Source organism: Prosthecobacter fusiformis (genome assembly GCF_004364345.1).
In the GTDB taxonomy this organism is placed as follows: domain Bacteria; phylum Verrucomicrobiota; class Verrucomicrobiia; order Verrucomicrobiales; family Verrucomicrobiaceae; genus Prosthecobacter; species Prosthecobacter fusiformis.
The window spans coordinates 18715-44190 of record NZ_SOCA01000010.1; the positions used below are offsets into that span (position 1 = coordinate 18715).

The 25476-nt window shown below is 56.1% G+C and carries 21 protein-coding genes; 17 read left to right on the top strand and 4 right to left on the bottom strand.

Annotated elements, in window-relative coordinates:
* Window positions 1–39 precede the first annotated feature (39 nt).
* The 13 genes from paoA to EI77_RS19495 all read left to right on the top strand — a co-directional run bounded on the left by paoA (window position 40) and on the right by EI77_RS19495 (window position 17019).
* The gene (paoA, locus tag EI77_RS19435; protein WP_133796976.1) at window positions 40–681 is read left to right on the top strand and encodes an aldehyde dehydrogenase iron-sulfur subunit PaoA; all 642 of its coding nucleotides are present in this window, start codon (window positions 40–42) and stop codon (window positions 679–681) included.
* A complete protein-coding gene (locus EI77_RS19440; protein ID WP_133796977.1) occupies window positions 678–1637 on the top strand; it encodes an FAD binding domain-containing protein in 960 nt (319 codons plus the stop codon). The genes paoA and EI77_RS19440 overlap by 4 nt, the downstream gene beginning before the upstream one ends.
* Window positions 1634–3895, top strand: coding sequence for an aldehyde oxidoreductase molybdenum-binding subunit PaoC (gene paoC, locus EI77_RS19445; RefSeq protein WP_133796978.1), 2262 nt, complete (start codon window positions 1634–1636; stop codon window positions 3893–3895). The genes EI77_RS19440 and paoC overlap by 4 nt, the downstream gene beginning before the upstream one ends.
* Window positions 3896–3966: 71 nt before the next feature.
* The gene (locus EI77_RS19450; protein WP_208300421.1) at window positions 3967–4518 is read left to right on the top strand and encodes a sigma-70 family RNA polymerase sigma factor; all 552 of its coding nucleotides are present in this window, start codon (window positions 3967–3969) and stop codon (window positions 4516–4518) included.
* Window positions 4515–5489: a hypothetical protein gene (locus tag EI77_RS19455; protein WP_133796979.1), complete on the top strand. Its 975-nt coding sequence runs from the start codon at window positions 4515–4517 to the stop codon at window positions 5487–5489. The genes EI77_RS19450 and EI77_RS19455 overlap by 4 nt, the downstream gene beginning before the upstream one ends.
* A 46-nt stretch (window positions 5490–5535) precedes the next feature.
* Window positions 5536–6132 carry a hypothetical protein gene (locus tag EI77_RS19460; protein WP_133796980.1) on the top strand — a complete coding sequence of 199 codons (597 nt, stop codon included), beginning with the start codon at window positions 5536–5538 and terminating at the stop codon, window positions 6130–6132.
* A 41-nt stretch (window positions 6133–6173) separates the two neighbouring features.
* Complete coding sequence (locus tag EI77_RS19465) at window positions 6174–8378, top strand: c-type cytochrome (RefSeq protein WP_166647377.1); 2205 nt, start codon at window positions 6174–6176, stop codon at window positions 8376–8378.
* Window positions 8379–8415: 37 nt separating this feature from the next.
* Window positions 8416–9183, top strand: coding sequence for a 3-keto-disaccharide hydrolase (locus EI77_RS19470; protein WP_133796982.1), 768 nt, complete (start codon window positions 8416–8418; stop codon window positions 9181–9183).
* 169 nt (window positions 9184–9352) lie between these two features.
* Window positions 9353–11800: a DUF1592 domain-containing protein gene (locus EI77_RS19475; protein ID WP_133796983.1), complete on the top strand. Its 2448-nt coding sequence runs from the start codon at window positions 9353–9355 to the stop codon at window positions 11798–11800.
* Window positions 11801–11829: 29 nt separating this feature from the next.
* Window positions 11830–13212, top strand: coding sequence for a DUF1552 domain-containing protein (locus EI77_RS19480; RefSeq protein ID WP_133796984.1), 1383 nt, complete (start codon window positions 11830–11832; stop codon window positions 13210–13212).
* Between the two features lie 162 nt (window positions 13213–13374).
* Window positions 13375–14637 carry a hypothetical protein gene (locus EI77_RS19485; RefSeq protein ID WP_133796985.1) on the top strand — a complete coding sequence of 421 codons (1263 nt, stop codon included), beginning with the start codon at window positions 13375–13377 and terminating at the stop codon, window positions 14635–14637.
* Window positions 14638–14706: 69 nt separating this feature from the next.
* Entirely contained in the window at window positions 14707–15702 is a 996-nt protein-coding gene (locus EI77_RS19490; RefSeq protein WP_133796986.1) for a leucine-rich repeat domain-containing protein, read from the top strand.
* 54 nt (window positions 15703–15756) lie between these two features.
* Window positions 15757–17019, top strand: a complete 1263-nt coding sequence (locus EI77_RS19495; RefSeq protein ID WP_243838947.1) for a hypothetical protein — start codon at window positions 15757–15759, stop codon at window positions 17017–17019.
* Between the two features lie 20 nt (window positions 17020–17039).
* Here EI77_RS19495 and EI77_RS19500 read toward each other — a convergent pair whose 3' ends face one another.
* On the bottom strand, window positions 17040–17393 hold the full coding sequence (locus tag EI77_RS19500; protein ID WP_133796988.1) for a cupin domain-containing protein: 354 nt from the start codon (window positions 17391–17393) through the stop codon (window positions 17040–17042).
* A gap of 49 nt (window positions 17394–17442) precedes the next feature.
* On the opposite strand from EI77_RS19500, the gene EI77_RS19505 reads away from it, so the two are divergent.
* Window positions 17443–18252: an SDR family NAD(P)-dependent oxidoreductase gene (locus EI77_RS19505; protein ID WP_166647378.1), complete on the top strand. Its 810-nt coding sequence runs from the start codon at window positions 17443–17445 to the stop codon at window positions 18250–18252.
* A 24-nt stretch (window positions 18253–18276) separates the two neighbouring features.
* On the top strand, window positions 18277–19953 hold the full coding sequence (locus EI77_RS19510; protein ID WP_133796990.1) for a glycoside hydrolase family 75 protein: 1677 nt from the start codon (window positions 18277–18279) through the stop codon (window positions 19951–19953).
* A gap of 26 nt (window positions 19954–19979) precedes the next feature.
* On the opposite strand, the gene EI77_RS19515 is transcribed toward EI77_RS19510, so the two are convergent.
* A complete protein-coding gene (locus EI77_RS19515) occupies window positions 19980–20369 on the bottom strand; it encodes a hypothetical protein (protein ID WP_133796991.1) in 390 nt (129 codons plus the stop codon).
* Between the two features lie 200 nt (window positions 20370–20569).
* Between EI77_RS19515 and EI77_RS19520 the strand changes: the two genes are divergently transcribed.
* A complete protein-coding gene (locus EI77_RS19520; protein WP_133796992.1) occupies window positions 20570–22000 on the top strand; it encodes a hypothetical protein in 1431 nt (476 codons plus the stop codon).
* A gap of 145 nt (window positions 22001–22145) precedes the next feature.
* Window positions 22146–23096 (top strand): hypothetical protein, encoded by a 951-nt coding sequence (locus tag EI77_RS19525; RefSeq protein WP_133796993.1) that lies wholly within the window; start codon window positions 22146–22148, stop codon window positions 23094–23096.
* Between the two features lie 17 nt (window positions 23097–23113).
* Here EI77_RS19525 and EI77_RS19530 read toward each other — a convergent pair whose 3' ends face one another.
* Window positions 23114–23581: a pentapeptide repeat-containing protein gene (locus tag EI77_RS19530; protein WP_133796994.1), complete on the bottom strand. Its 468-nt coding sequence runs from the start codon at window positions 23579–23581 to the stop codon at window positions 23114–23116.
* Between the two features lie 48 nt (window positions 23582–23629).
* Window positions 23630–25453 (bottom strand): protein-disulfide reductase DsbD family protein, encoded by a 1824-nt coding sequence (locus EI77_RS19535; protein ID WP_133796995.1) that lies wholly within the window; start codon window positions 25451–25453, stop codon window positions 23630–23632.
* Window positions 25454–25476 lie beyond the last annotated feature (23 nt).

Genomic DNA, 25476 nt, shown 5'->3' on the forward strand with positions numbered 1-25476 from the left:
GACCCTTCTGTCACGTGAATTCAAACGGAGGCCCACCCTATGCAAGACCCTGACGCCACCGAGATCAGCCGCCGAGGATTCATCGTCCTTGGAAGTTCTACTGTCGCAGCGACAGCCCTCCCGCAGGCTGCCCAAGCCCAGAAAGCGGTGGCTGAACCATCATTACCACCCCCATGGAAAGTCTCTCTGAAGGTGAATGGAAAAGCCTGCGAACTGGAGTTGGATGCACGCACCACTTTGCTGGATGCTTTGCGGGAGCATCTGCACCTGACGGGTAGCAAAAAGGGCTGTGATCAAGGTCAATGCGGAGCCTGTACGGTGATCGCTGGAGGACGCCGGATTAATTCGTGTCTTACCCTCGCGGTGATGCATCAAGGAGATGAAATAACCACCATTGAGGGATTGGGCACGCCTGATGACATGCATCCGATGCAGTCTTCATTTGTGAAATGCGATGGCTATCAATGTGGCTACTGCACTCCAGGACAGATTTGCTCCTCCGTAGCGATGCTGGATGAAGTCAAAGCCGGTATTCCAAGCCATGCGACGGCGGATTTAATGGAGCCGCCGAAACTAACACCTGAGGAGCTGCGGGAACGAATGAGCGGGAATATCTGCCGCTGCGGTGCCTATTCCAATATATTTGATGCAATCAATGAAGTCGCGGGAGGAACGGTATGAAACCCTTTACTTATGAACGGGCTAAATCGCCTGCTGAGGCTGCTGCGGCAGCAACGCGCAACCCGGCTGCCAAATTTATCGCTGGAGGTACGAACCTTCTGGATTTGATGAAGCTGGAGATCGAAACGCCAACGCATCTCATTGATGTCAATGGTCTGGATCTTGATAAGATCGAGTCGATGGATGATGGCGGGCTGCGCATCGGCGCGCTGGTGCGGAACACGGACCTGGCTGCGGATGAGCGTGTACGGCGTGACTATGGAGTGCTCTCACGGGCGCTTGTTTCTGGGGCTTCGCCGCAGTTGCGCAATATGGCCACCACTGCGGGTAACTTGTTGCAGCGCACCCGGTGTCCTTATTTTTATGACACTAACCAAAGGTGTAACAAGCGGGTTCCGGGCAGCGGATGTAGCGCCATTGGTGGTTTCAGCCGACTGCATGCAGTCATAGGTGTGAGCGATGCCTGCATTGCCACGCATCCGAGTGACATGGCTGTCGCCTTGCGTGTGCTGGATGCGACGGTGGAAACCATCCACCCTGACGGCTCTGGCCGCAGTATCCCCATCGCCGAATTTCATCGATTGCCTGGGGAGAAACCCGAAATCGATACGGTGTTAAAGCCTGGTGAGTTGATCACTGCAGTGCAGCTGCCTAAGCCGGTGGGTGGTATCCATATTTATAGGAAAGTGCGTGATCGCGCCTCGTATGCGTTTGCTCTGATTTCAGTCGCAGCGATCGTGCAACGTGACGGCAGCGGGCGGGTCGCCTTAGGCGGCGTGGCGCATAAGCCATGGCGTGTCGAGGAGGCGGAGGCAGCGCTGCCGCAAGGTGCAAAAGCCGTGGTGGCGCGTTTGCTGGCGGAAGCAACTCCGACCTCTGAAAACGCCTTCAAATTAAAACTCGTTGAACGTGCGCTCAGTTCAGTGCTGGCGGAAGCGAAAGGATCACAGCTATGAAATTTGATTCTCCTGCAACGACCAATCCGATAGATCAAATGAAGGTCGTCGGCAAACCTGTTGATCGAGTTGATGGTCCATTGAAGACAACTGGACAAGCCCCCTATGCGTATGAGCGGCATGATGTGGTGCCTAACCAAGCGTATGGTTACGTTGTGGGATCGGCCATTGCCAAAGGCCGGATTCTATCCATGAATCTGGGTCCTGCAAAAGCGGCTCCAGGTGTGCTGGCCATTGTCACTGCCAAAGAAGCGGGCAAGCTGGCAAAGGGCCCGCGTAATATTGCTGCATTGCTCGGGGGACCTGAGATTCAGCATTATCATCAGGCTATTGCTGTCGTGGTGGCGGAGACTTTCGAGCAAGCCCGTGCTGCGGCTGGCCTGATCCGCGTGAAGTATGAACGTTCCAAGGGCGTTTTTGATTTGGCCTCGGTGAAGGATAGTGCCCCCTTGGCGAAGGCGGAACGTGATGCATCCGAGAGCAAGGTGGGTGACTTTGAGGGGGCCTTTAGCTCGGCCCAGGTGCAATTGGATGCTACGTATCAAACGGCCAACGAGTCGCATTCCATGATGGAGCCGCACGCTACCATCGCCGCCTGGGAAGGGGACCGGCTTAAGCTATGGACCTCAAACCAGATGATCGCTTGGGCAGTAGATGATATGGCGGAGACGCTGGGAATTCCAAAAGAAAAAATCCATGTCATGTCGCCCTACATCGGTGGCGGTTTCGGTGGGAAGTTGTTTTTGAGGTCGGACGTTTTGATGGCTGCGCTGGGGGCTCGTGAAGCGAAGAGACCAGTCAAGGTGACGCTGCAACGCGCATTGATCCCGAATAACACCACCCATCGCGCAGCGACAATCCAGCGCATCAGAATGGGAGCCGATAAGGCGGGCAAAATCACCGCCATTGGTCATGAGAGCTGGTCTGGGAATCTATCTGGCGGCGGACCAGAAACCGCAGTGATGCAGACTCGCTCCCTCTATGCCGGGGCTAATCGAATGACAGCTTTGCGTCTTGCTGAGCACGATTTGCCGGAGGCCAACGCCATGCGGGCACCGGGCGAGGCACCGGGCCTGGCCACTTTGGAAATCGCAATGGATGAGATGGCGGAAAAGCTGGGCATGGATCCTATCGAGTTTCGCATTCTCAATGACACGCAGGTCGTGCCGGATTCCCCGCCAAAATCGACTGCAGAAGGGGAGGCTCCCGAAGCTTCGAAGGCAGCTCCCAATCCTCATCCGCCTTTTTCCATGCGGCCACTGGTGGAATGTTTTCGAGTGGGCGCTAAACGCTTCGGCTGGGAGAAGAGACAACCCAAACCCGGTCAGGTGAAAGATGGAAATTGGCTTATCGGCATGGGGGTGGCCGCTGCCATTCGAGACAATTTGCTGATGAAGTCCGCAGCAAGGGTACGGCTGGATTCTCAAGGTGGCGTGACCGTGGAAACGGATATGACGGACATCGGCACCGGCAGTTATACTGTCCTGGCCCAGACTGCTGCGGAAACCATGGGGGTGTCTTTGGATAAAGTTACCGTGCGTCTTGGGGATTCCTCCTTTCCTGTCTCCTGTGGCTCAGGTGGCCAGTGGGGCGGCAACAATGCCTCCGCCGGTGTTTATGCGGCCTGCATGAAACTGCGCGAAGCCGTGGCACTGAAAGCTGGGATTAAGGCTGATGAAGCAATCTTTGCTGCGGGTCTTGTAAGCGCGGGGGAGGTGAGCTTGTCACTTGCCGAAGTTGCTGGTAAAAAAGGACTCGTCGCTGAGGACTTGATCGAATACGGAGACATCGACAAGCGTTTCCAACAAGCCACCTTTGGAGCTCATTTCGTTGAGGTTGGTGTGGACGCTTATACGGGTGAAACGCGTGTGAGGCGCATGCTTGCCGTTTGTGCAGCCGGGCGAATACTCAATCCCAAAACGGCACGCAGTCAGGTGATTGGTGCCATGACTATGGGAGCTGGGGCGGCCTTGATGGAAGAACTCAAAGTGGACAAAAAGCAGGGCTTCTTTGTGAACCATGATCTCGCAGGCTATGAAGTGCCCGTTCATGCTGACATCCCTCATCAAGATGTGATCTTTCTGGAGGAGACTGATCCCATGTCATCGCCCATGAAGGCCAAAGGGGTGGGAGAACTTGGCATCTGTGGTGTCGCCGCCGCTATCGCCAATGCCATTTACAATGCCACTGGAGTACGCGTCCGGGACTACCCAATCACTTTGGACAAGCTGCTGGATGGGCTTCCAGAAGTTATTTAGCAAGGGTTTGATCTTTTCCGAAAATAATTCGTTAAATTCACGGGTCAGAGGCAGCTATGAGATGACGACGAATGCCGATCATCGAACCTGTAATGCCCGCACCCGACCCTAACGAAGCTTTCCTGCGCTTGTGGACTCACCACGAGCCGGAACTGCGCGCATTCGTGCGGAGCTGTGTGCCACGTGCGCAGGAGGTGGATGAAGTGATGCAGGAGGTGAGCTTGGTGGCGTGGCGAAAATTCGCTTCGCTAGAGGATCCGGCGCTGTTTCCTCGCTGGGCATGCCTGATTGCACGGTATGAGATTCTGATGGCCCGTCGGCGAAATGCCCGGGACCGGCTGCTGCTGGATGATGACATCATTGAGCGCCTCGCTGAGGAAGGCGCGGAAGAGATGTCCCTTCGTCATCATCAGCTCAATGCGCTGGATGACTGCATAGACAAGCTGCCGTCAGAGCGTCGTGAACTGGCGCTCGCCGCTTATGCAGTGGGGACTTCGATGAAGGCCCTTGCGGCGCGTTTAGGGCGCTCGGAAGGCTCTCTCTATCAGTTGCTAGCACGCATCCGTCTGGATCTGCTGCGCTGCGTTGAACGTTCGCTTGCACAGGAGGCGCATACACCATGACCCAAGACGAACTCAAACTTCTCAATGGCTATCTCAATGAGACGATTTCGGATGAAGAGCTGCCAGTTCTGCAATTTCTTCTTCGTGAAAGCGTAGAGGCGAGAAAGATGTTTCGATCCCTTTGCACGGTGGATGCAAAGTTGCAGGAACGTGCGGCAGGTGATCCGGCAACATTGCATCTTATTGGCGTGTCAGCAGCTAAGTCACCCGCGTATAATTCCCGCGCCAGTTTGCGAAGTTGGCTTGGTAAACTGCGTCCGTTGACTGCTGCCGCAGCAGGACTGGTGATTGGTTTGTTCAGTGCCACGATGGTGTTTGCGTATGCATCACCGTCATTCAATCCCGTGAAGACTGCGGTGCGGCGGCTGTGGAGTGACAGCTTCGAATCCGGCACCCTGCGGACCTTGCCAGGGCTCCCGCGTCAGACGGGTGTCTGGACAGGTGACGAAGCCAGTGTGGTGGAGGCGGAGATGGGTTTGAAACCCAAGCGCGGCGTTAAAATGATGCGCTTTATCAATGCCACCTTTACTGGTGAAAATGCTGAACACAGTGTTTGGGGGGATGTGTATCGCCTCGTGGATGTGAGTGGACAAGTGAGCAGCGGGAAAGGGGTGTTAAGACTTGCCGCAGTCTTTAATTGTGTGCCTTTTCCCGAGGGTGAAGAATATTCTGGCAAGCTGGAACTTTGTGCGCTGGAAGATGATCTGAAGGAAGCACCTCAGCCGCTGACACTGCCATGGGTACATGAAAACAGTGCTGCCATTGGATTGCGAAAAATTTCACTAAAAGGTGATGGTTCCTGGCAGGGCGGAACGGTGGAGGTGCCTGTGTCGCCGAGAACACGCTTCGTGCTCGTGCACTTGGCCGTGCATCGCCAACAGCCCCTTCTTCCTGGCAAGACCGCACATTTCAGTGGCCATTATCTCGACGACGTGAAGATCGATCTGCACGTCCAGCCCATTCAAGAATGACTGGCCTGTGATTGCCCAGTCATCCTAATCCCGTTTAATTCTTTCCATGAATCGCCGCCATTTTCTAACCGCCGCTGCCACTGTGCCTTTGAGTACCTGGGCATTGCCTTTCGACCCTGAGGTCATCAGCCGATTGAGCCTTGATGGCAAGCCCAGGTCGTTGTCGGTACGTCAGGGGGCGGATGTGTGGTTAGGTTATGATTTGGAGCGGGCTACGGTATTCAAGGCGTGGCAGGCACCGAAGGCGAAGACTGGCTTGATCAAAAACGGGTTTATGACGCGTTCGGCTGGAACAGTCTGGTTTGAGGATACCACGAATGATCAATGGACTTTGCAGCGCGGAGAAAAACATCTGCCGTTAATCATTCGTTACCTTGGGTGCACTCACGTACAGGATCACATCGACCTGCGCTGGGATCTTGGTCATGACGGTGGTGTGCTAAAGCTGTATGAGCGCATCCCGCTTGGGGCTGCCCCCGCTTCGGACCGCGTCGTGCGAGAACTGAGGGTGGAGTCACTGGATGCAGGAGACGCGGTCGTGCTCCCGGCCTCAATTCAAAAGGCGTGGAAACTCCAGACGAACCAGGGTGATGCCAAGCCTGCTCTTACCAGCACCGCACTTTATCGCCTGACACTTCCATGAAGAACACGATTTTTTATTTCTTGTGCGGGTATGTATCATGCATGTCCGGACTGAACGGGCTGGTTGCCGCACCTTCTTCAGAGCTCGATTTGCCAGCCACTCTGATCTTCTCCAAGGGATCAAATGAGTATGCTGGAGAGGTACTGGAGATAACAAAGGGCAGGGGGGCTAACCTTGGATGGTATGTGCAGGCGAAAGAAGCGGAAGAGGTCAGGATTTCTATTGAGTATGCCTGTGAGAAGCCGCTGGATCAGCCTTACCAGCTTTCCTTTGATGGTCAGGATCACTTTTGGGATGTGCCAGTAACAAAGAAGGGCGAATGGGGCCGGGCCGACCTCGGTAGGTTTCGTGCGCGTCCAGGGTTGCCCTTGCTGGTCATGCTCGTGCCGCCTTCGAATCGCAAGTACGATCATCCATTGAGCTTTCGCAAGCTGGTGCTGAAGGGCAGCACCCTTGGTAATCTGTCGCTGATCAGCATGCCGGTGGAGCCTGCTGCGCCGGATGCCAAGAGCGGCTTTGGCCAAAAACTGGCTTCACTGCACCCGGCGCTCGAATCCCGGGATCTGCGTGATGATCCGAGGACCCTTCGCGTCAGCGGCATGGCGATGAGAGGAGAGCGAGAGTTGATCTTTACCACGTGGGATGGGGATCTGTTTGCCTTGGATCTGGAGGCAATTCCAGTCACTGGCCCGCCGCCACTCCGTCGCATTGCCCAGGGGCTCTCGGAGCCGATGGGCTTGGCTGTTGAGAATGGGCGTATCTTTGTCACCGAAAAGAATGAGGCCACCGAGCTTATTGATGAGGATGGTGATGGTATCTTTGAGACTTACCGCTGTCTGTCGCACGACTGGCCCTGCACCATGGACAGCCACGAATACCTGTTCGGAGCAGTGGTGCAGGATTCCCACCTTTATTTTTCCTCAAGTACGGCCATGGGTACGCGCAACAGTGACAACCGTCAGGCCCCCTTGCGGGGCAGTGCCATCAAGGTGCATGTGGACACGGGTAAAACTGAGATCGTGGCTGGCGGTTTGCGCACACCTGATGGCATCGGCCTCGGTCCGCGCGGGTCCATCCTCATCACTGACAATCAGGGGGAATGGCTCCCTGCGGACAAGCTCATCCATTTGCAAAAGGATGCCTTTTATCAGTTCCGCAGCCGCGAGCCTTGGCATCCTTTCGACCGTCAGGAGCCTACACCTCCCGCTGTCTGGCTACCCCATGGAGAGATCGCCAATTCGCCTACCGAGCCGTTTCTTTTACCATCGAGCTGGGGTCCTTATGCGGGGCATGTCATGTTTGGCGATGCGACCTTTGGAGGCTTGCAACGGGCCTGTTTGGAAGAAGTGGATGGGGTAATGCAAGGCGCGGCATTTCCTTTTTCACAAGGTTTTCGGCATCTGTTTCATCGATTCGAATTTGCACCTGATGGCACTCTTTTTGCCGGTGGCATCGCGCGGGGCAGTGACCATGAATTCATCAACCGGGTAAGCGGTCTCACTCAGATCCGCTACACGGGGAAGGCGGTCTTTGAACCCCTGTCTGCCAGTCTGCGCACGAACGGATTGGAACTCGAATTTACGCAGCCTCTGGCACCCGGCACGGGTTGGAATCCAGCCGCCTATCACGTCACGCAGTGGGGTTATCAAGGTACCCAAACCTACGGTGGGCAAAAGGTCCGGCATCGCTTGTCTGAGGTACGCTCGGCAACAGTGTCCGCAGACCGTCACCGTGTCTTTTTGGAGCTCCCCGGCCTCGTCACGGGTGAAGTCGTCCATGTGCGTCTGCCTAAATCATTTACTTCAGAAACGGGGCTGAAGCTCTGGGCCGGGGACATCTGGTACACTGTTAATCGTATCCCTAAAGACCGCTTGGGTGAAGTGCAACCAGCTCCGGTAGGGGCTCTGGCAGAGGCTGCCTTTTTCACTTATTCGAAAGGGGATGCAGGTCGTGTGCTTTACCAAAATTTCTGCGCTGCCTGCCACAGCCTTGACGACACCAAACTGGTGGGCCCCAGCTTTAGAGGCCTGGCGGGTGCCACCGTGAAAGTACGCGACCCCGCCACCGGAAAGACAAGCGAAGTGAAAGCCACTTCCGACTACCTTCGCCAGTCCATTCTCGAACCCAACGCACTGCTTGTAGATGGATACCCAGAGAACCTCATGCCACCCATTGGTGCGGTCCTTACCCCTGCTCAAATCGACGAGCTGGTGGACTACATTGTCAAAGCCTCAAAAAAGAAGTGATCCAACTCTTCAACACCTCTCCCTTTTTTCCAATACCATGAATCTTCCAGCCACACTCGCTCTTGTCACCCTTCTCATTCCCCAATTCACCTCCGCGTTGGAGCCGGAGGAAACACGTCTCGGTTTCATCGCCCTGTCCGATGGCAAAACCTTCGATGGCTGGAAACAGGATGGCAACTGGGAGATCCAGGATGGGGCCTTTGCCCGCGTTCGTCCGAAAGGGGGGATGGTGTATGAGAAAGCACTCGTCCCGGATGACTTCGAACTGCGCTTTGAATGGAAGGTTTCCGCCCTGTGCAACAGCGGTGTTTACTACCGTCCTGGACAGGTTGAGTATCAGATCCTCGATGATGCGCATCCCGGTCATGGTGATAACCCGCGCCAGTCTGCCGCCTCCATTTTCTTCTGCATGGGGCCGAGCAAGCGCGCCACCCGCCCTGTCGGCGAATGGAACACTGCCCGCATCATTTGCAAAGGCAGCGTTATCGAACATTGGCTCAATGAAGAGCGCGTGATCTCCTTTGATTATAACGATCCTAAATGGGCGGAGGAAGTCGGGCTGCTACGCATCCGTGGTGGCGACCTCACCGGGCGCGGCGGTAAACTTTCCCTGCAAGACCACGGTCACGATGTGGCCTTTCGCAACCTCCGCATGCGTACCATACCAGCCGAAGAAAAGCTCACCCCAGATCCAGCTTTCAAGCCCTTGCCCGTGACGGGTGCAGCTTTGGAAAAAGAACAGGGCAGGGTCCGAGGCATGTTGGAGAAGGCCAGTAAATCCAACGCCGATAAAAAAGCTCAATAGGCCCTCTGCAGATTCTACGCCTGAGGAATGAGCTTTTAGGACGCTTGTCATGTTGAGAAGGAGAGCATTCGGGTAACCGTCGTTGCAACTCTGCTGCTGCCTGCCCCACCCCCGAGAACTCGGGGTCGGTGCACGAACGTTGCGTGAACTGCGTATTGCTCCCTATACCATGATACGTTGCTTTTACAGCCTGCCAGCCATCCTCGTCGCAAGTCTTAGCGTTAGCTTTGCCGATGTCGTCCGTGCAGCCGAGCCCTTTGATCTCTTCTTGGAGAAGCACTGCATCAGTTGTCATGGCCCTGAGAAGACGAAGGGTGACTTGCGGATCGACCAGCTTTCGCGCGATTTCAAGCTGGGCGCGGATGCTCATCATTGGGCGGAGGTGATCGAGCAGGTCAACTCCGGCGAGATGCCTCCGAAGAAAGAGAAGAAACCGACGCAGGAGGAGATCGAGTCGTTCGTCACGAATCTCGACTCACGAATCAAAGAGGGGCGGGCGGGGAGAATGGCGGCGCGACCAGCGGTGTCTCATTACCGCCTGAGCCGGAAAGAGTATCAAAACACGGTCTATGACCTGCTCGGTGTACGATACGATCCGGCCAAGCCAGGGGAGCTGAATGAAGACACGCTGTGGCATGGATTTGAGCGCATCGGTTCGGAGCTGTCACTTTCGCCGTCGCATATGGATCGTTATTACCGCGCAGCGGGGACGGTGCTCGACCGCGCCTTCCCCGTCACGTCAGGCGAGGCTCGCAAAGTACGCAAGACTGCGGCAGACCTGCGGTACAATGGTGGGAAGGAACAGCAGGCGGCGCTGGACCGGTTCGGCATCAAGCGTCCTTTACGGTTTCTGCTCTTCCCCGGTTCTATCCAGAACGCGCTCTCCCCCAATTGGTTCGAGAAGGCAGGGCAGGAGTATAGCGGGCTCTACAAACTCCGCATCCAGGCCAGCGGTATCCGTCCTCCCGGTGGCCAGCCAGCGCACCTGAGCATTGGCAAACGCACTGGTGAGGAGACGGTGGATGGCATCCTCGACATGGACATCACAGCACCTGAGGACAAGCCGCAGGTTTATGAATTCGAGGTGTTGCTGGAAATGCCCACGACGCTGGAATTTTGCATCGTGGCTACCGATGTGGTGGACCGAAGGAGTGGTGCGGCCTTCCGTAATGCGCTCTCCAGCAGAGGTGGCTACATTTTTACCCATAGCAGCGAGACCCTGCTCCTGAACCCGAACGCCCCGCAGATGTTCGATGACAAAGGCAACGGTCTTTTCTCAACAGTCCTCCTCGATTGGATCGAATGGGAAGGTCCGCTGGAAACAGAGGCGGAAAAATCCCGGCGCAAGGATTTCGTGCCTCCCGATGACGCGACACCTGAAGTAGTCGCTGAGCATCTGCAACGCTTTGCCGAACGCGCCTGGCGGCGGTCGGTCAACAAGGAGGAGTTGGACGGGTATCTGCAATCTTACCGCGACGAACGTGAGGCCGGCGAAAAGCCGACTGATGCCTATCGGGTGGCGATGCAGGGCGTGCTGACCTCCCGGAATTTCCTCTACATCGTCGAGGGCGATCCCACGGCCCGCGAGCATCTCACTGATTTGGAGCTTGCATCGCGGCTCTCTTATTTTCTTTGGAGTTCGATGCCGGATGACGCCCTCTTTAGCGCAGCCCAGAGCGGCACCCTGAACGGTGAAGGACTGAAGAAGGCGGTGAATCGGATTTTGGCGGACAGCAAAATCAACCGCTTCGTTGACGACTTTTCACGGCAGTGGCTGCAACTGCACCGCGTGGGCATGTTTCCGCCGGACAAGAAGCTTTACCCCAAATATGACCGGTGGCTGGAGACGAGCATGCGGGCCGAGCCGGTGGAGTTTTTCCGCGAAATGCTCACGAAGAACCTGCCTATGGAGAGCTTCATCGATTCGGACTGGACCATGGCTAATACACGGCTCTGCGATTTCTACGGACTGCCAGAGCCAAAGACGACCCGCTTCCAGCGCGTCTCCCTCAAGCCTGAAGATCGTCGCGGCGGGCTTCTAACAATGGGCGCGACGCTCGGCCTGACCTCGGACGGAACGCGTCATCGGCCAGTGCATCGCGGCGTTTGGCTCAGCGAAGTGATCTTGGGAAAGACGCCTCCGCCGCCGCCAGCCAACGTGCCCGCCATCGAACCCAATCCGCCCCAAAGCCCCAAGGCCACTCTCCGGGATAAACTGGAGGCGCACCGCAACGATGTGAACTGCGCTGCCTGTCACGCGAAGATTGACCCCCTAGGACTCGCCTGGGATAACTATGATGCCATCGGGCAGTGGCGCACTCATGAAAATGTCGCAGCGGGAGTCGGGGCAAACCCATTGGTGAATCCCAGTGGCGAGATGCCTGACGGACGTTCCTTCAAGGATGCCAACGATTTTAAACGGTTGCTGATCGATGATCGTGAAAAGTTCGTGCGCGCCTTTATCGAACATCTCTGCACCTACGGCCTCCGCCGCGTGCTGACCGTTGATGACGAGGAAGACATCAATGCCATCGTCGCAGAAGCGAAGAAAAGTCAATACCGGGTCAAGGACATCGTGCGGACGGTGGCTTTGTCTGAACTCATGCGCAAACGCTAACAAGCTCCAGCACTCCAACTATCCATTCTATGAGCAACTACCTTTCCCAATCCTGGCTAATCGACCGTCGGCATGCCCTCAAAGCACTGGGCTCGTTTATCTCTCTGCCACTGCTGGAATGCATGGTGCCGCTACGTGCGGCAGCGGCGGAGAAGATTACTGCCACACCTAGGCGCAGCGCGTTCATCTATTTGGCGAACGGCGTGCATTCGCTGAATTACCAGATCACTACAACAGGGAAGGACTATAAGTTTTCCCGCTCACTCATGCCTCTGGAGAAGCATCGCCAAGTGATCACGCCCATCAGCGGTCTGCATCATCCGGGAAGCCTCAGCCATCATCATAATTGCATCAACGTTTGGCTGACGGGTGGAAAGCTTGGGCCTTCTGATAAAAACACCATATCGGTGGACCAGAAGATGGCCGAAATCACCGCGTTGCATACTCGCTACCCGTCTCTGGAAGTCGCTATCACCCAGGAATCTCTCGCCTGGACTGCGGATGGGGTGAGGCTGCCAGCGATGCGCCGTTGCAGTGAGATCTTTGCGTCCATGTTCGAGGAACCGAAAGGCGGCATCGCAGCCCAGCGGCGGGCCTTACGCCGTAAAGGCAGCGTCCTGGATGACAACCTCGCCGAGGTGCGTCGGTTGGAGAAAAAAATGGGTTCCCAGGACAAAGGCCGCATGGATCAATACCTCACCTCCGTCCGCGAGGCGGAGATCCGCACGCGGAGGGCCGATGCTTGGCTGGACACGCCGCTGCCCGCCGTCTCCGATGAAGATCGCAAACGCACGAACCGCGATATCGCTGCCACCATGGCGGGTGATTATTTCCGCACGGTTTATGACCTTATGGTGCTGGCGTTTCAGACGGATATGACACGTGTGGCCACATTCAGCTTAGGCGGCGAGGGCCAGGCCATTGCCATCCCTGAAATCGGCATCACGGAATCACGTCATCAGCTCAGCCACCACGGTGGAGATCAGGGCTACATCGAAAAGCTCACCAATTATGACACCTTTGCCATCGAGCAGTTCAGCTACTTCCTTACCCGGCTGGCGGAGACCAAGGACCTGAATGGCAAGTCCTTACTCGGTTCCACCATGGCACTCTTCGGCAGCGGCATGTCTTACGGCCATAGCCATGGTAACGCCAACCTCCCTCTGGTGCTCGCCGGAGGCTCGGACCTCGGTCTGAAGCACGGGCAGCATCTGGATTTCAACAAGATGGCCCCAGGGTTCCAAGGCTACGCGCTCGGCGAGGACGGTGCGCTCACCACCGCGCATTACCAGCTCTGCAGCCGCCCTGCGAACACTGATGCCCACATGAGCAATCTGCTCCTGCTGATGGCCCAGCGCATGGGTGTGGAGACAGACCAATTTGGCGACAGCAACAAGGTGATCGCGTTATGAGTTAGGCCGTGAAGGACGGGGAATGGAGCGATGGAGTCGTGGAATGTTGGAGTAATGGAAACTTCTCCGACTCATCTCTCGCACCCCTTCATTGCTCTCGTCCCATCCACGCCCCGCACTCCATTATTTCAATACCTTATCACTCCTTCCTTCTACCCTCCCATGAACCGAGCTCCCTGGCTGGTGGCCTTTTGCATTAGCCTCTTCTTCTTCACAAATACCATCGCCGCAGATGAACCGTATCGTCCCGAGGCGGGGAAGTTTCCCCCAATCGAAAAGGCGCACTCCTACCGGGGGGAGCTTGTGTTTGTGGACCATGCCAACCGTCGTGGCAGCCTCCGGGTGGAAGGGGCAGGTACGTATTTTCGTAACGCCCCGCACCCCTTTGCCATGCTCCCTTACGGCGTGGTTCGCTATCATGGCGCACCGGCGGATCTTCGGGATATTCCGCTCGGCACTGTGCTGCACGTCCGGGCCTTTCTTCCCCCAGACCCAAAGATCTCTGCCGTGCCGGTCCTCCCGGTGGATAACAAAATGAAAACTGCGGGCTATAGTGGTGCCGGTATTGCACCGGCTGAGAACCATGTGCTCCTCCTCGAAGATGAGCCCAGCCACTGCCAGCGCGAGGGCTTGGTCTGGAAGCTCAAAGAATTGGACCTCAAAAACAACGCGGGGATGATCATCGCCAGTCGCGAACCGAAGGACGGCGACGACAGCAAGGCTAGCGAGGAAAAGCTGACCATTGATGCAGCCACGCGTATCTGGCGTGGTCGCGAATGCCTCGCAGTTGCCGATATGATCACTGACGGCATTTGGCCTGCCAGCGGCAAGAAATCGCTCGGGGACCAGGCCGTCCTGTTGGGCATTACGTGGAAGCCCACGCCGGATGGTGTGTTCACCCGCTTTCACATTTCTGACATCTGGTTGGACGACGCTGCGATGCAACGCGCCGCCCACATCCAGACCGAGACGCATAAGGCCTTTATCCGCAGCCGTTGGATGCCTGCCTGGGTCGATTCTGTTGAGTATGGCAAGTTTGGCCGCGCCATTGTGACCGCGACCTTATTCGGCGGCATGGACGCATCTCTGTATGCCGATTTCCAGAAAGACAGCCCGGTGCTGATGAATGGAGCGGAGAATACCCTGAAGCATGCCGGAGGCGGATACGGTCCCGCGCATATGGCTTCGAAAGGTCCCATCCTCAACGTCATGAAGGTGTCTGGAGAACCCCCTCTCGGCAGCAGCGGCATCCAAATCCAATTTGAAACGGACCTCGTCATCGAAGGCATCCGCTCTGCCAGAGTCGTCCGCGTCCGCCCTGCGGCCTGGCCCCAGGTGCAAATACCCCGCGAGGAATATCTGGGCGATGGCAATTTCAGCCACGAAGACCGTTTCCCGACCCCGGCCATCTTTCCCAAATACTAATCACCGAGTGAGTGATCTTCATTCCCCCATCACTCCAGTCTTCCATCATTCCACCACTCCGTTCCTCCCATGAGACCCGTCATTACACTGTTTACTATCCTCGCTTTCTCGGTCCCAGCCTTCGCCCTAGATCCGCATGTCGAAGCCGTGATTCGTACCGTCGAAGCTGCCAAAGGCAAAGTCGTAAAGACAGAGGATGGCCAGAGCCTCAAGCTTGTCGATCTCTCCGTGCCAAACGCCGGCCCGCATGACCACCGCAAAGAAGATCCCTATGACGCGGCTTTTTTCGAGCACCTCGGCCACATCACTCCGCTCGAGTCGCTGAACGTCATTTCCACCAAGTTCAACGATGAGTGGATGCCGCACATTGCGAAGCTCATTCATCTCAAGTCCCTGCGTTTCACCAACAATGGCAAGCTCACGGATGCAGGCATGGTGCAACTCGCTGGCTTGAAGGATCTGGAGAGCTTCTCCTTCGTCGGCACCACCATCACTGGTCGGGCGTATGCGAAGTTTGAGGGCTTCACCAAGCTCACACGTGTCAGCCATCGCGGTAGCAAAATCGATGACGAAGGACTCAAAGAACTCTGCGATCACCTGCCTAACCTCGAAAGCCTCAGCCTAGCACACGCGAAGTTTACCGATGCCGGGGCTCCGAACCTTGCAAAGCTGTCCAAGCTGAAGGGACTCGAACTGGGAGCGCATGCCACGCCTGCCGCGCTGAAAAACATCACCGCGCTGCCGATCGAAAGTCTCCAACTCGGCGAAGGTTTCAACAAATCGGAATCACTGCCCATCATCAAGGAGATCAAAACGCTGAAGCGGCTCACGCTTATCAACTTCAATGTCACCGATGGGGATCTCGACTTGCTCGCCACCATGACGCATCTCGAATCCCTCGAACTCGGTGGCTTCGAGAATCCCGAGGCACATCTGCCGCAACTGGCGGCCTTCTCCTTTCTTAAAGAACTGAAGTTCTATTTCCCCAAACGTTACTCACCTGAGACACAGGCCAAAATCAAAGCCCTCCTGCCAAAGGTCGAGGTGAAATTTACTCCGCTCTAGTTTTCGGCCCTTGGTTGCCCAAAAAGACGCCTAACCAAGAAGCATGACATGAACATGAAACTTACCCTGCTTACCGCCCTTTTGTGTGTGCTCACCACCGCCACACCTGCCGCAGACGAGCCATTCCGGCCCGAAGCAGGGAAGTTTCCCCCTTTGGAAAAAGCGCACACCTATCGGGGCGAGCTGGTATTTGTGGACCACCCCAATCGCCGCGGCAGCCTCCGCGTGCAAGGGCAGGGCGTATTTCGCCGAAACGATCCGCATCCTTTCGCCATGCTTCCTTATGGTATGGTCCGCTATCATGGCGCACCGGCGGATCTCCGGGATATTCCGCTCGGCACCGTGCTGCACGTCCGGGCCTATCTGCCACCCGACCCGAAGATCTCCTCCGTGCCTGTGCTGCCGGTTAACAACAAGGATAAGGATGCAGATCACAGGCGTGGTGTGGGTGTTGCACCCGCCGAGAACCACGTCCTCCTCCTTGAGGACGAGCCCAGCCATTGCCAGCGTGAGGGAATGGTCTGGAAGCTCAAAGAATTGGATATCCAAAGCAACGAGGGGATGATGATTGCCACCCGCGAACCGAAGGCTGGGGCAGACGGCAAGACCAAAGAGGAAACGCTGACCTTCGATGCGGCAACTCGCCTCTGGCGCGGTCGCGAATGTCTCTCGCTTGCGGACATGATCAGCGAGGGCCTCTGGCCTGCCAGCGGCAAGAAGTCGCTCGATGGCCAGGCCGTCCTGCTGGGGATCACCTGGAAGCCAACGCTAGGCGGAGTGTTTACCCGCTTTCACATTTCAGACATCTGGCTGGATGACACTGCCATTCAACGCGCCGCCCATCTCCAGGCTGAGACGCACAAAGCATTCATTCGTAGCCGCTGGGTGCCAGGTTGGGTAGATGCCGTCGAGTATGGAAAGTTCGGTCGCGCGACCGTGACCGCCACCTTGTTCGGCGGCATGGATACCTCCCTCTATGCCGACTTCAAGAAGGGTAGCCGGGTTCTGATGAATGGGGCAGAGAACACACTGAAGCATACCGAAGGGGGCACTTCCGGACCCTCACAAATGGCTTCACAAGGGTCCATTCTCGAAGTCACAGACACGTCTAGAGACGCCCCTCCTCTTGGCAGCAGCGGCATCCAAATCCGTTTTGAGACAGACCTCATTACCGAAGGCATCCGCCCGACTCGAGTCGTCCGCATCCGTCCCACAAACTGGCCCGATTTCCACATGCCCCGAGAGGAATACCTCGACAGCGGAAAATTCAGCCACGAAGACCGCTTCCCGACGCCCGCCATCTTTCCTCAATACTGAAGAACCGATGAATGCGGGGTTTATACAAAAAACGTGTCCTCATGCGCATACGGCGGGGCGCAGCAGCAGAGGAAACGTAGTGTCTGCGTGGCGGTGATCTGGTGCCAAGTGCCGGGCGGGATGAGGATGGCATCACCGGGGGCCACGGGTTTTTCTTCGCCATCGATTTCCATGGTGCCGGTGCCTTCCAGGATGAAATAAAATTCTTCGCTCAGCTTGTGAAAATGGCGTTCGGTCGGCTGCCCTACAGGGACGGTGGCCTCGGCCAGGGACTGGTTTTGCACGGGGGCATTGGTCCGGTCCAGGATGCTGCGGATGGTGCTGCCGTCCTTCGTGGTGAAGGGTACTTGTTCAGAAAGGGAGTTGATGGTCATGCGGATGCACGCATGGTCAGTCAGCGTGCGCCTCGCGCAAGTCCTTCGCATGAACTTTGATACCCAACATTGCCGGGCCCTGATCACGGGCGCATCCTCAGGCCTCGGTGCGGAGTTTGCCCGCCAGCTTGCGCCTGGAGCCAACGCCCTTTTTTTGACGGGGCGTCGTGTAGACGCTCTGGAGGCCGTGAAAGCTGAATGTCTGGTGCTGAATCCGGCCCTAAAGATTTATCTCCATGCCTGCGATATCGCTACCGATGAGGGCAGGGGGACCTTGCTGGAAAGCGTGCGTCAGAATGGTTTCCAGCCCAATCTGCTGATCAATAATGCCGGGATGGGTGACTATGGCACAGTGGCCAGTGCAGAGGCAGGAAAGCTGCGTGCACAAATGGATCTGAACATGACGTCCCTGGTTCTGCTGACACACGCCTTCATTCCGCTTCTTCAGCGGCCCGGCGGCATCATCAACATCAGTTCTCTGGCCAGTGCGCTCCCCCTTCCGGCGATGGCTGTTTATGCGGCCAGTAAGGCTTTCGTCACCAGTTTTTCGGAGGCCCTGGCGGTCGAATTGGCTCCAGAGCGGATTGTCGTCACGTGTGTCTGTCCCGGCCCCACACCCACCGGGTTTGGCAAAACGGCCCGCCGCCCCGAGGGGGAGGATACAGATCGCGATGGACAGGACTTCTTGCGTATCCTCCCGCAGCAGGTCGTGGCTGAAGCTTTGAACGCTTTGCATTCTGGCAAGGCTTGTGTTTACCCTGGCCTGGGAGTCAAAATAGCGTCACGACTTTTTCGTTATCTACCTCGTACACTCCTGCGTCCTTTGTTGCGGCGTCGGTATGCCAAAGGTACAGTCTAAAAATTTCACCCCCTTTTTTCTGGTATGTTTAAGCGCCCCGATCCCTCTCTGACGCCTATGGACCAGCGCGGTCCCAGCCCCTGGCAGTCCAAGAAGCAATCTCAGCGTGGCAGCGTCTTGGGAAACCTCATTCGCTTCCTGCTGCTGTCCATCATTGCTATTCTGCTGGTGCTGCCGTTTACCCCTTTTGCAGGAAGGATCAAAAATGGGCTCAAGGAACTCATTGCCGCCGCCCAGGAGGAGCGTACCAAGATCATCACCCAAGAGGTGGAAAAGCGTGTCGAAGTGCCCACTCAAATCATCAAAGAGGTGGTCAAGGAGGTCATTAAAGAGGTGCCGGCACCGCCGCCGCCTCTGCCTGAGGGGTATATTCCTCGCAAGGAAGTGGATGTTTCCACTTTCTACAATGGCATCACTATCGAGACCGAATTGCTGACAGAGCAGGGGACCTATGCCAGCCTTGAGCGGTTGGATCCAGATGCCTACAAAGCCGAATTCAAGCTCTCAGTTCGCGTCCCCAAGGCCAATCAGGAATTGAAGGAACTTTCGCGGATCAATTCACAGTTGCCGACCCTGCTGCCAGGACTCCAGGCAATGCTGCCGACGGCCAAAGTCTCCGGATTCTACCATCGGCTGTATGAAAACAAGACGAACGGCATTCAGCGCGATATCACCCGTCTTAACCGCATTCTTGATCGGCATAATTTCTTCGATTGCGAGACGATCCTGGAGATGACCCATCCCACCACCAGCCGCAAGGTGCTGCTCATCCAGTCCGAGATGGATGTCGTGGCCGACGGTTCCGATGGGGATCGTATGGCGACATTGGACGAGTACATCTACATGTCTGATTATTATCAGCCGTTCACCAGCTATGCGTGGGCTAAAAAAACTCAAACACCGAATCCGCTCCTTGCGCGCTGGGAAGAGCGTCTGAAAAAGGCCAAGGAACAGTTTAACGTCAAAGGACTCAGTGCTGACCGTAACCGTGAACTCAAAGCGCTCATCAGCCAGCTGGGTCTTGAGATCGGGGAAATGAAGGCCCGCAGCAGTCTTATTGCTGAAAAGGATCCCTTCATCGTTCTTTCCCTCCTTTTCCGCGGTTATCCGGCCAATAAGCACACGCCAAACATGGGGGATTATGCTGTCGTGATTCATGAGGGAAAAATGTATCCCGCCATCTGTGGTGACTATGGACCCAGCCAAAAGATGGGTGAGGCCTCTCTCATGATGGCCAAGACCATCAATGCCAAAGCCTCTCCCTACCGGCGGCCAGAAAGTGATCTCAAGGTAACTTATGTTGTCTTTCCAGGCACTGCTGAAAAGCCCAATAGCCCGCCAAACCTGGACCGCTGGCATGAGAAGTGTGCTTCTTATCTCCAGGAGATCGGAACCGACAATGCCGGTCAAATGCTTCATCGTTGGGAGGATCCCTTCAAAAAACCTGAGCCTCCCCCTACGGCTCTCGGTGGTGTTGCCACCGATCCGGCCACCACGCCTCCTGCAACTCCAGGTGTGGATACGACCGCTCAGCCGGGCGTGGGCACTACCCCCGCAGCAGGTATGCCTGCAGTTCCTGCCCCAGCGACACCTCCACCAGCGGATTTACCGGCGGTACCTGCCACTCCCACAACTCCGGCCTCTCCTTCTACTGGTGAGTCTGGAGTTACTCCTGTTACTCCTGCTCCCGCCAATCCTTAAGCGGACTTGCGGCATCAAATAACGCTTTAACCCGCCCACTGATGTCGCCCGGAAATCTGGGCGAATGCTTTGGACAGCGCACTGTTGAGCTCCTCCAGAGTGGCCTGTTCTAGCTCAGGTGACAGCGCCATGGGGGAAGTGGCTTCCAGGATAATGCTGGTGGTGGGCTGGTTTTGCCAGTTTTTGGCTGGAACTGGGGCAGGTTCTTCAACAGGAGGAAGCGGCTCAGTTTCAAAAAGATTTAACGTCGCTTGTGTTGGAGAATTGCTAGGTCCGATGTCCTCCAGGGCTTTGATTTGCAGATCCAGCTCCTGGCAGGCTTTTTGCAAGGAGGCACGCACGGCAAGGAGCCGAGCACGCACCACAGCGAGGTCATCGTCGGGCGCGGTGAGATCTGGCAAGGCAGGCAAAGTCATGAATATTTTGAAATTTAAACGCTGATTCCATAAATTTCAAAATTTATATAATGTTTTGAGGTGCAATTTAGTACTTGCCTGCCATTGCCGAGGACTTGGCTGTTTGATGTGCAGATCAACGACAGGTAAAAAATGCCAGCTTGTCCGCACCTTTTGACTTGGGCTTGTCTCCGGGCATAAGGCAAAGTGAAATGAACGTCATGAGCGCATTCAACTATCAGCCTTATCATGGTCTGCCACCCCTGGCAGGGCTGGCCTCATTTGAGGATGCGGCGCAGCCAGGACTGGGCGTGGAAGAAAGTGTGGACCGTATCAAGCGCTATCACTTTTCCCTGAAGAGGCTCATGCAGATTCTCCAGGCCCGTCTTACCGCAGAGCCGCTGTATGAACTGAAAATGGCCTTTAGCCTGCATAGCCATTATTGTGCGGAGCATTGCACCGCCATGAGGGAGCGTGTGGCGGAGATGCGTACACCGCCTCTCGGGTTGGAGAAGATACCAGATCCGCATCTGGAGACATTGTATAATGAGATCCAAAATGCGCCGGATACTCAGGCTTTGATCATAGGCCTTTATGAATACGCTTTCCCGTCTCTTTTGCGGGGGCTGCGGCGGCACATGGAGCAGACAAATCCTTTGAGTGACCATCCCAGCCTGCGGATTTGCCGCTTTGCAGCACTGGAAATGGAAGAGACGGTGCAGTATGGAAAGGCGGCCGTCGCATGCCTGGTCACGGAGGAATACCGTCAGCAGCATCAGCCATGGACGGACTGGTTACAGAGCCTGCTGGAAGCGGCCGGTGACCTGGATGGATCACAACAGCGTACGATTCTAGTTGGCCAGCCGGTCTATAGCCAGAATCCACCGGTGTATAGCCACGTGCCAAAACGCGATGAGCGCTTCCCTGACCCTTATAATATGGGCGTGCATGCCGAGGAGTTTTTATACGACCCTCGTTTCCAAAGCCGGGACAAGACCCTCATGATGTATTACAAGCGGCTACGCGAGATCGATGTGCCGGAGATGATGGCCACGATTTTAACGGAGACGTCAGGCAAGCCTTGGGGATATTACAAAGACATGACCCGCCAGCTTTGGGATGAGGCGCGCCATGCGATGATGGGAGAAGTGGGTTTTGTGAAATTAGGCATCGACTGGCCCCAGCATGTGATGGTGAACTTCACTTGGTCTCTCGGGCTCAATACCCAACTTCAGCCCTGGGAGAGACATGCGGTGCTCTATTTCATTGAGCAGGGCCTGATGACAAAGACAGGCAAGCGCTTCGAATGGGAAGTCGGAGCAGATTCGGGGGACTCACTCAGTAAACTGTTTCAAGACTATGACTGGGCGGATGAGGTGCTACATGCCCGTATTGGCCGTGACTGGTATGTGAGCGCCTTTGGGGACCAGAAGGAGGCCATTGATTTTGGCAGTTCCTGCTGGAGCAAAGTGCTCAGCAATTGGAGCGCCTGGAAGGAGGAGGGAAAGACCCAGCATCGCAATTGGTGGCCAGGTCTTTATGCGAGCTTTTGTGAAAGGCAGGGCATCCAAGCTGATCCGCTTGCCCTTGAATTTGCTACCACCTATGAGGCGACACGGGCAGATTTGGAAAAGCTTGCGGCCAGTTCTTGAGTTGTTAAGCCCTCTTTGACTTGTTAAAGGATGACCGGATGTCAGGAAGATTTCCTTCGAAGGAAAGATGATTGATCTGTTTCCATCTTGACCAATAAGGTTTATCTCCTGCATTGTCCGATACCCTCTGTCACTCCGCTGTGGAATGAACCTGCGCGAACAACTTCGAAACATCCTCCCGGACATCCTCCCTGATGACCCTGAAGAGGCCATTAAAGGCACTGAGCTTATCCGCCTGGTGCGTTTGCGTTTAGGCGATGATTACAGCGATGCCACTTTGCGGTATCACTTTTCCATCCTGAGCTATGATTCCACCTCCCCCATCGCAAAGGTGGACCAGGGGCAGGGTTATTATCAGCGCCTCAGCAAGCCACATCTAGCTAACGGCACTGGCCGCTTCCTTTTTGGCGGTGAAGTGGAGGGGGATGTCTTGCAGTCACGCTTTCTGCGGCTGCTGACCATTTATGAGCGGCTCTGTCTGCTGCGCTCTCATTTCCCCTTCCGTCTGAATGGTCGTGTGGATACGCCGTTGGATGAACGCGGGTTTTGGGACATTCCAGACTTGGTCACGGCTGAGTGGGATCTGGAAACAGGGGCGGATGAAATCACTCGTTTTGATTCTGGAATGCTGGACCTGCGCCGTCATCTAGGTGGACCCGAGGTGGGGCTGAGTGGAGTGCAATTGAAGATTGGGCTCACCCTGGACAATTACACGGCTGAGTTCTTTCAGGCGCTCAGCGCGACGCGCTGGACTTTGCAGAGCGAGCTCGTCATCGCCGAGCCATTGAATGACGAAGCTCTGGTGGATGCTTTACGCAGTCTGGGGAACCAGTTTGGCGTGGGCATCAGCAGCCTTGGCATCAACAGTGCACAACTGGATGATCTGCCGAGCGCCGCAGACCTGCGCGCCATGAGCGCGGCGGAATTTGAAATCGTGCAGGGAAAGCTGCGTATCCAAAAGATCACCGTGCCTGCGCCACGTCAGCGCATTGACTGGACTTCACTCTCAGCTTTGCGGAAGAAACATGAATGTGTTTCAGATCTCGTCCGCTGGTTGAGCGAGTGCCTTCACCAGCGCAAGCCGGAGTGGAAGTAATACAGCCGGCTCCTGGCTTACAACAACCCCTGGGTGTCATTCAATTTGGCACCTGTGAGGATGATGCCTGATTGCACCGCGTTGGTGAGATTGGCGGCGATCAAGTCGGCGTCCGTGAAATCGGCCTGGCTGAGGTTGCATCCGTCCAGACGTGCACCGGAGAGATCGGCACCATTGACCTTGGCTCTGGTCAGGTTGGCTCCGCTCAATGTCACACCCGCAAGATCGGCTCCGCGCAGGTCGGCTTCAGTCAGGTTTGCCCCTGTAAAAGTAGCACCACTGAAGTCAGCTCCCGAAAGATTGCTTCCACTGAGGTCCGCGCCATCGAACACCGTGCCGACAAACTGGCCGCGAGAGAGGTTAAGACCAGACAGATTAGACTGACTGAGGTCCAGCCCCGTTTCATCCAGTTGCTTACCTTCGGTGCCTTCGGATTGCAGCCAGAGTTGATGCGCTTCGACTTCTTGAGGTGTGATGGAGGCCATGGGAGAATGAAAAACCGATTTGGGGGTGTTGTGCAAACTTAAAAAGCATCACAGGCCCTGGAAGGCTGCGGAGACGTTATCCACTGAAAGCAATTCAGGCAGGATGAGGGGTTCAGACTGGTTGGGGGTATAGAGCACATTGACCGGCACAGCGGCTTTGCCTAATTCGGACAGGGCTTTGGTGATGCGCGGGTCTTCATTGGTCCAGTCTGCCTTTAAGAGGACAACCTTCTTGTCGGTGATGAGCTTCTGCAAACTGGTGTCTTTATAGACGCGTTTGTTCACCTGACAGGTGAAACACCACTTGGCTGTATAGTCGATATAAACGGCCTTGTTCGCTGCGCGCAGTTCTGCAACTTTCTCAGGGGACCAGGCCTCCCAGGTGAGTCCGCCTTCGACATGGGCACCCGCATTGACGGGACCTTTTTCGACCTGTGGCCAGCCAAAGGCGAGTCCTCCGCCAATGCTGACAAGAGTAAGGACAACGGCGATGGTGCGGGTGCGGGCTGGTTTATGAGGCAGGGACCAGCGTCCATAAATCCAGCAGCCGAGCGCAATGATGACGAGGCTGAAAAGGGTGAAAAGCATGGGCTGGCCTTCGATCATCCCTGTCAGCACCCAGGCCAGAAAGGCGACGGTGCCGAAGAGCAGGAAGGACATGGCTTGTTTAAAGCTTTCCATCCATGCACCGGGACGGGGCAGGGCGGAGACCAATTTCGGAAAAAGCGATAGGACAAGGAAGGGGCTGGCGAGGCCGATGCCGATCATGGTATACATCAGCATGGCCTGGGCGGGTGGCAGAGTGAGGGTATAGCCCAGCGCGGAACCGAGGAAGGGAGCGGAGCATGGCGTGGCGACGACGGTGGCCAGCAGGCCAGAAAAAAAGGAGCCGCTGAGACCGTGCTTGGATTGTAAATTTGCACCTACACCAACGGCGGAGGCACCGATCTCGAACAACCCTGCCATATTCAGGCCAAAGATAAGGAAGAAGGCACAGAGGCCATAGACGAAGCCAGGGGACTGCAATTGAAAGCCCCAGGCTTTGCCCAATGAAATCACCAGTCCGCCCAGCGCCCAGAAGCAGATGAGGATGCCCAGGGTATAGGCCAGTCCGTGCAGCAGCACCTGGCGTTTATCCTCGCCAGCCTGCTGGACGACACTCATGATTTTGATGCCGAGGACGGGGAATACGCAGGGCATGATATTGAGGATCAGGCCACCGATGAAGGCGATGAAAAGCCCGCTTAGAAAGCTCGTGACTGCGGGTTTGGCCGGGGCATTGGCGGGCTTGATGAGGGAGCTGCTTTCGATGGATGGGATCTGACTGAAAATCTCCGTGACTGAGGGATCCGTCTCGGCTTTTTCTGCGAGCGTGAGGCTGATGCGGGCTTCAGGTTTAGCTGGCATGCAGTTCTGGGGATCGCAGACGAGTGCATCCACTTTGACGATGATCTCAGCGGTGCCCTCAGCGTTAGCTACGGGGGTGATTTTGGCAGGCAGGTAAACAATGCCATCGTAGCCCTCGCTTGTTTTGCCATCCGTCGAAGGAACTTCATGGGTGTCTGGCCAGGGCATTTCCTCGACAGTCCATCCCTCGGGCAGGGTCCATTTAAGACTGGTGGGTTTACCGATGACATCGGCGGGGAGCACCTTGCCGTAAGTGTGCCAATGCGGTTGGTGATCCAGCTTAACGGCAATACGAAACGGTTTCCCAGGTTCAGCGACCTTCAATTCCGACACCAGACTGGCCGTGACCTTGGCACTGGCGGCTCCAGTTGTGCCAGAGGCCAGATCGAGCTGAGCGGATAGCGGAGACGATACCGCCGTGAGCAGCAGGAGGCTTAACAGGAAACGCAAGGTTGGGTGGAGCATGGTGAGGATACGAGACAGAACGG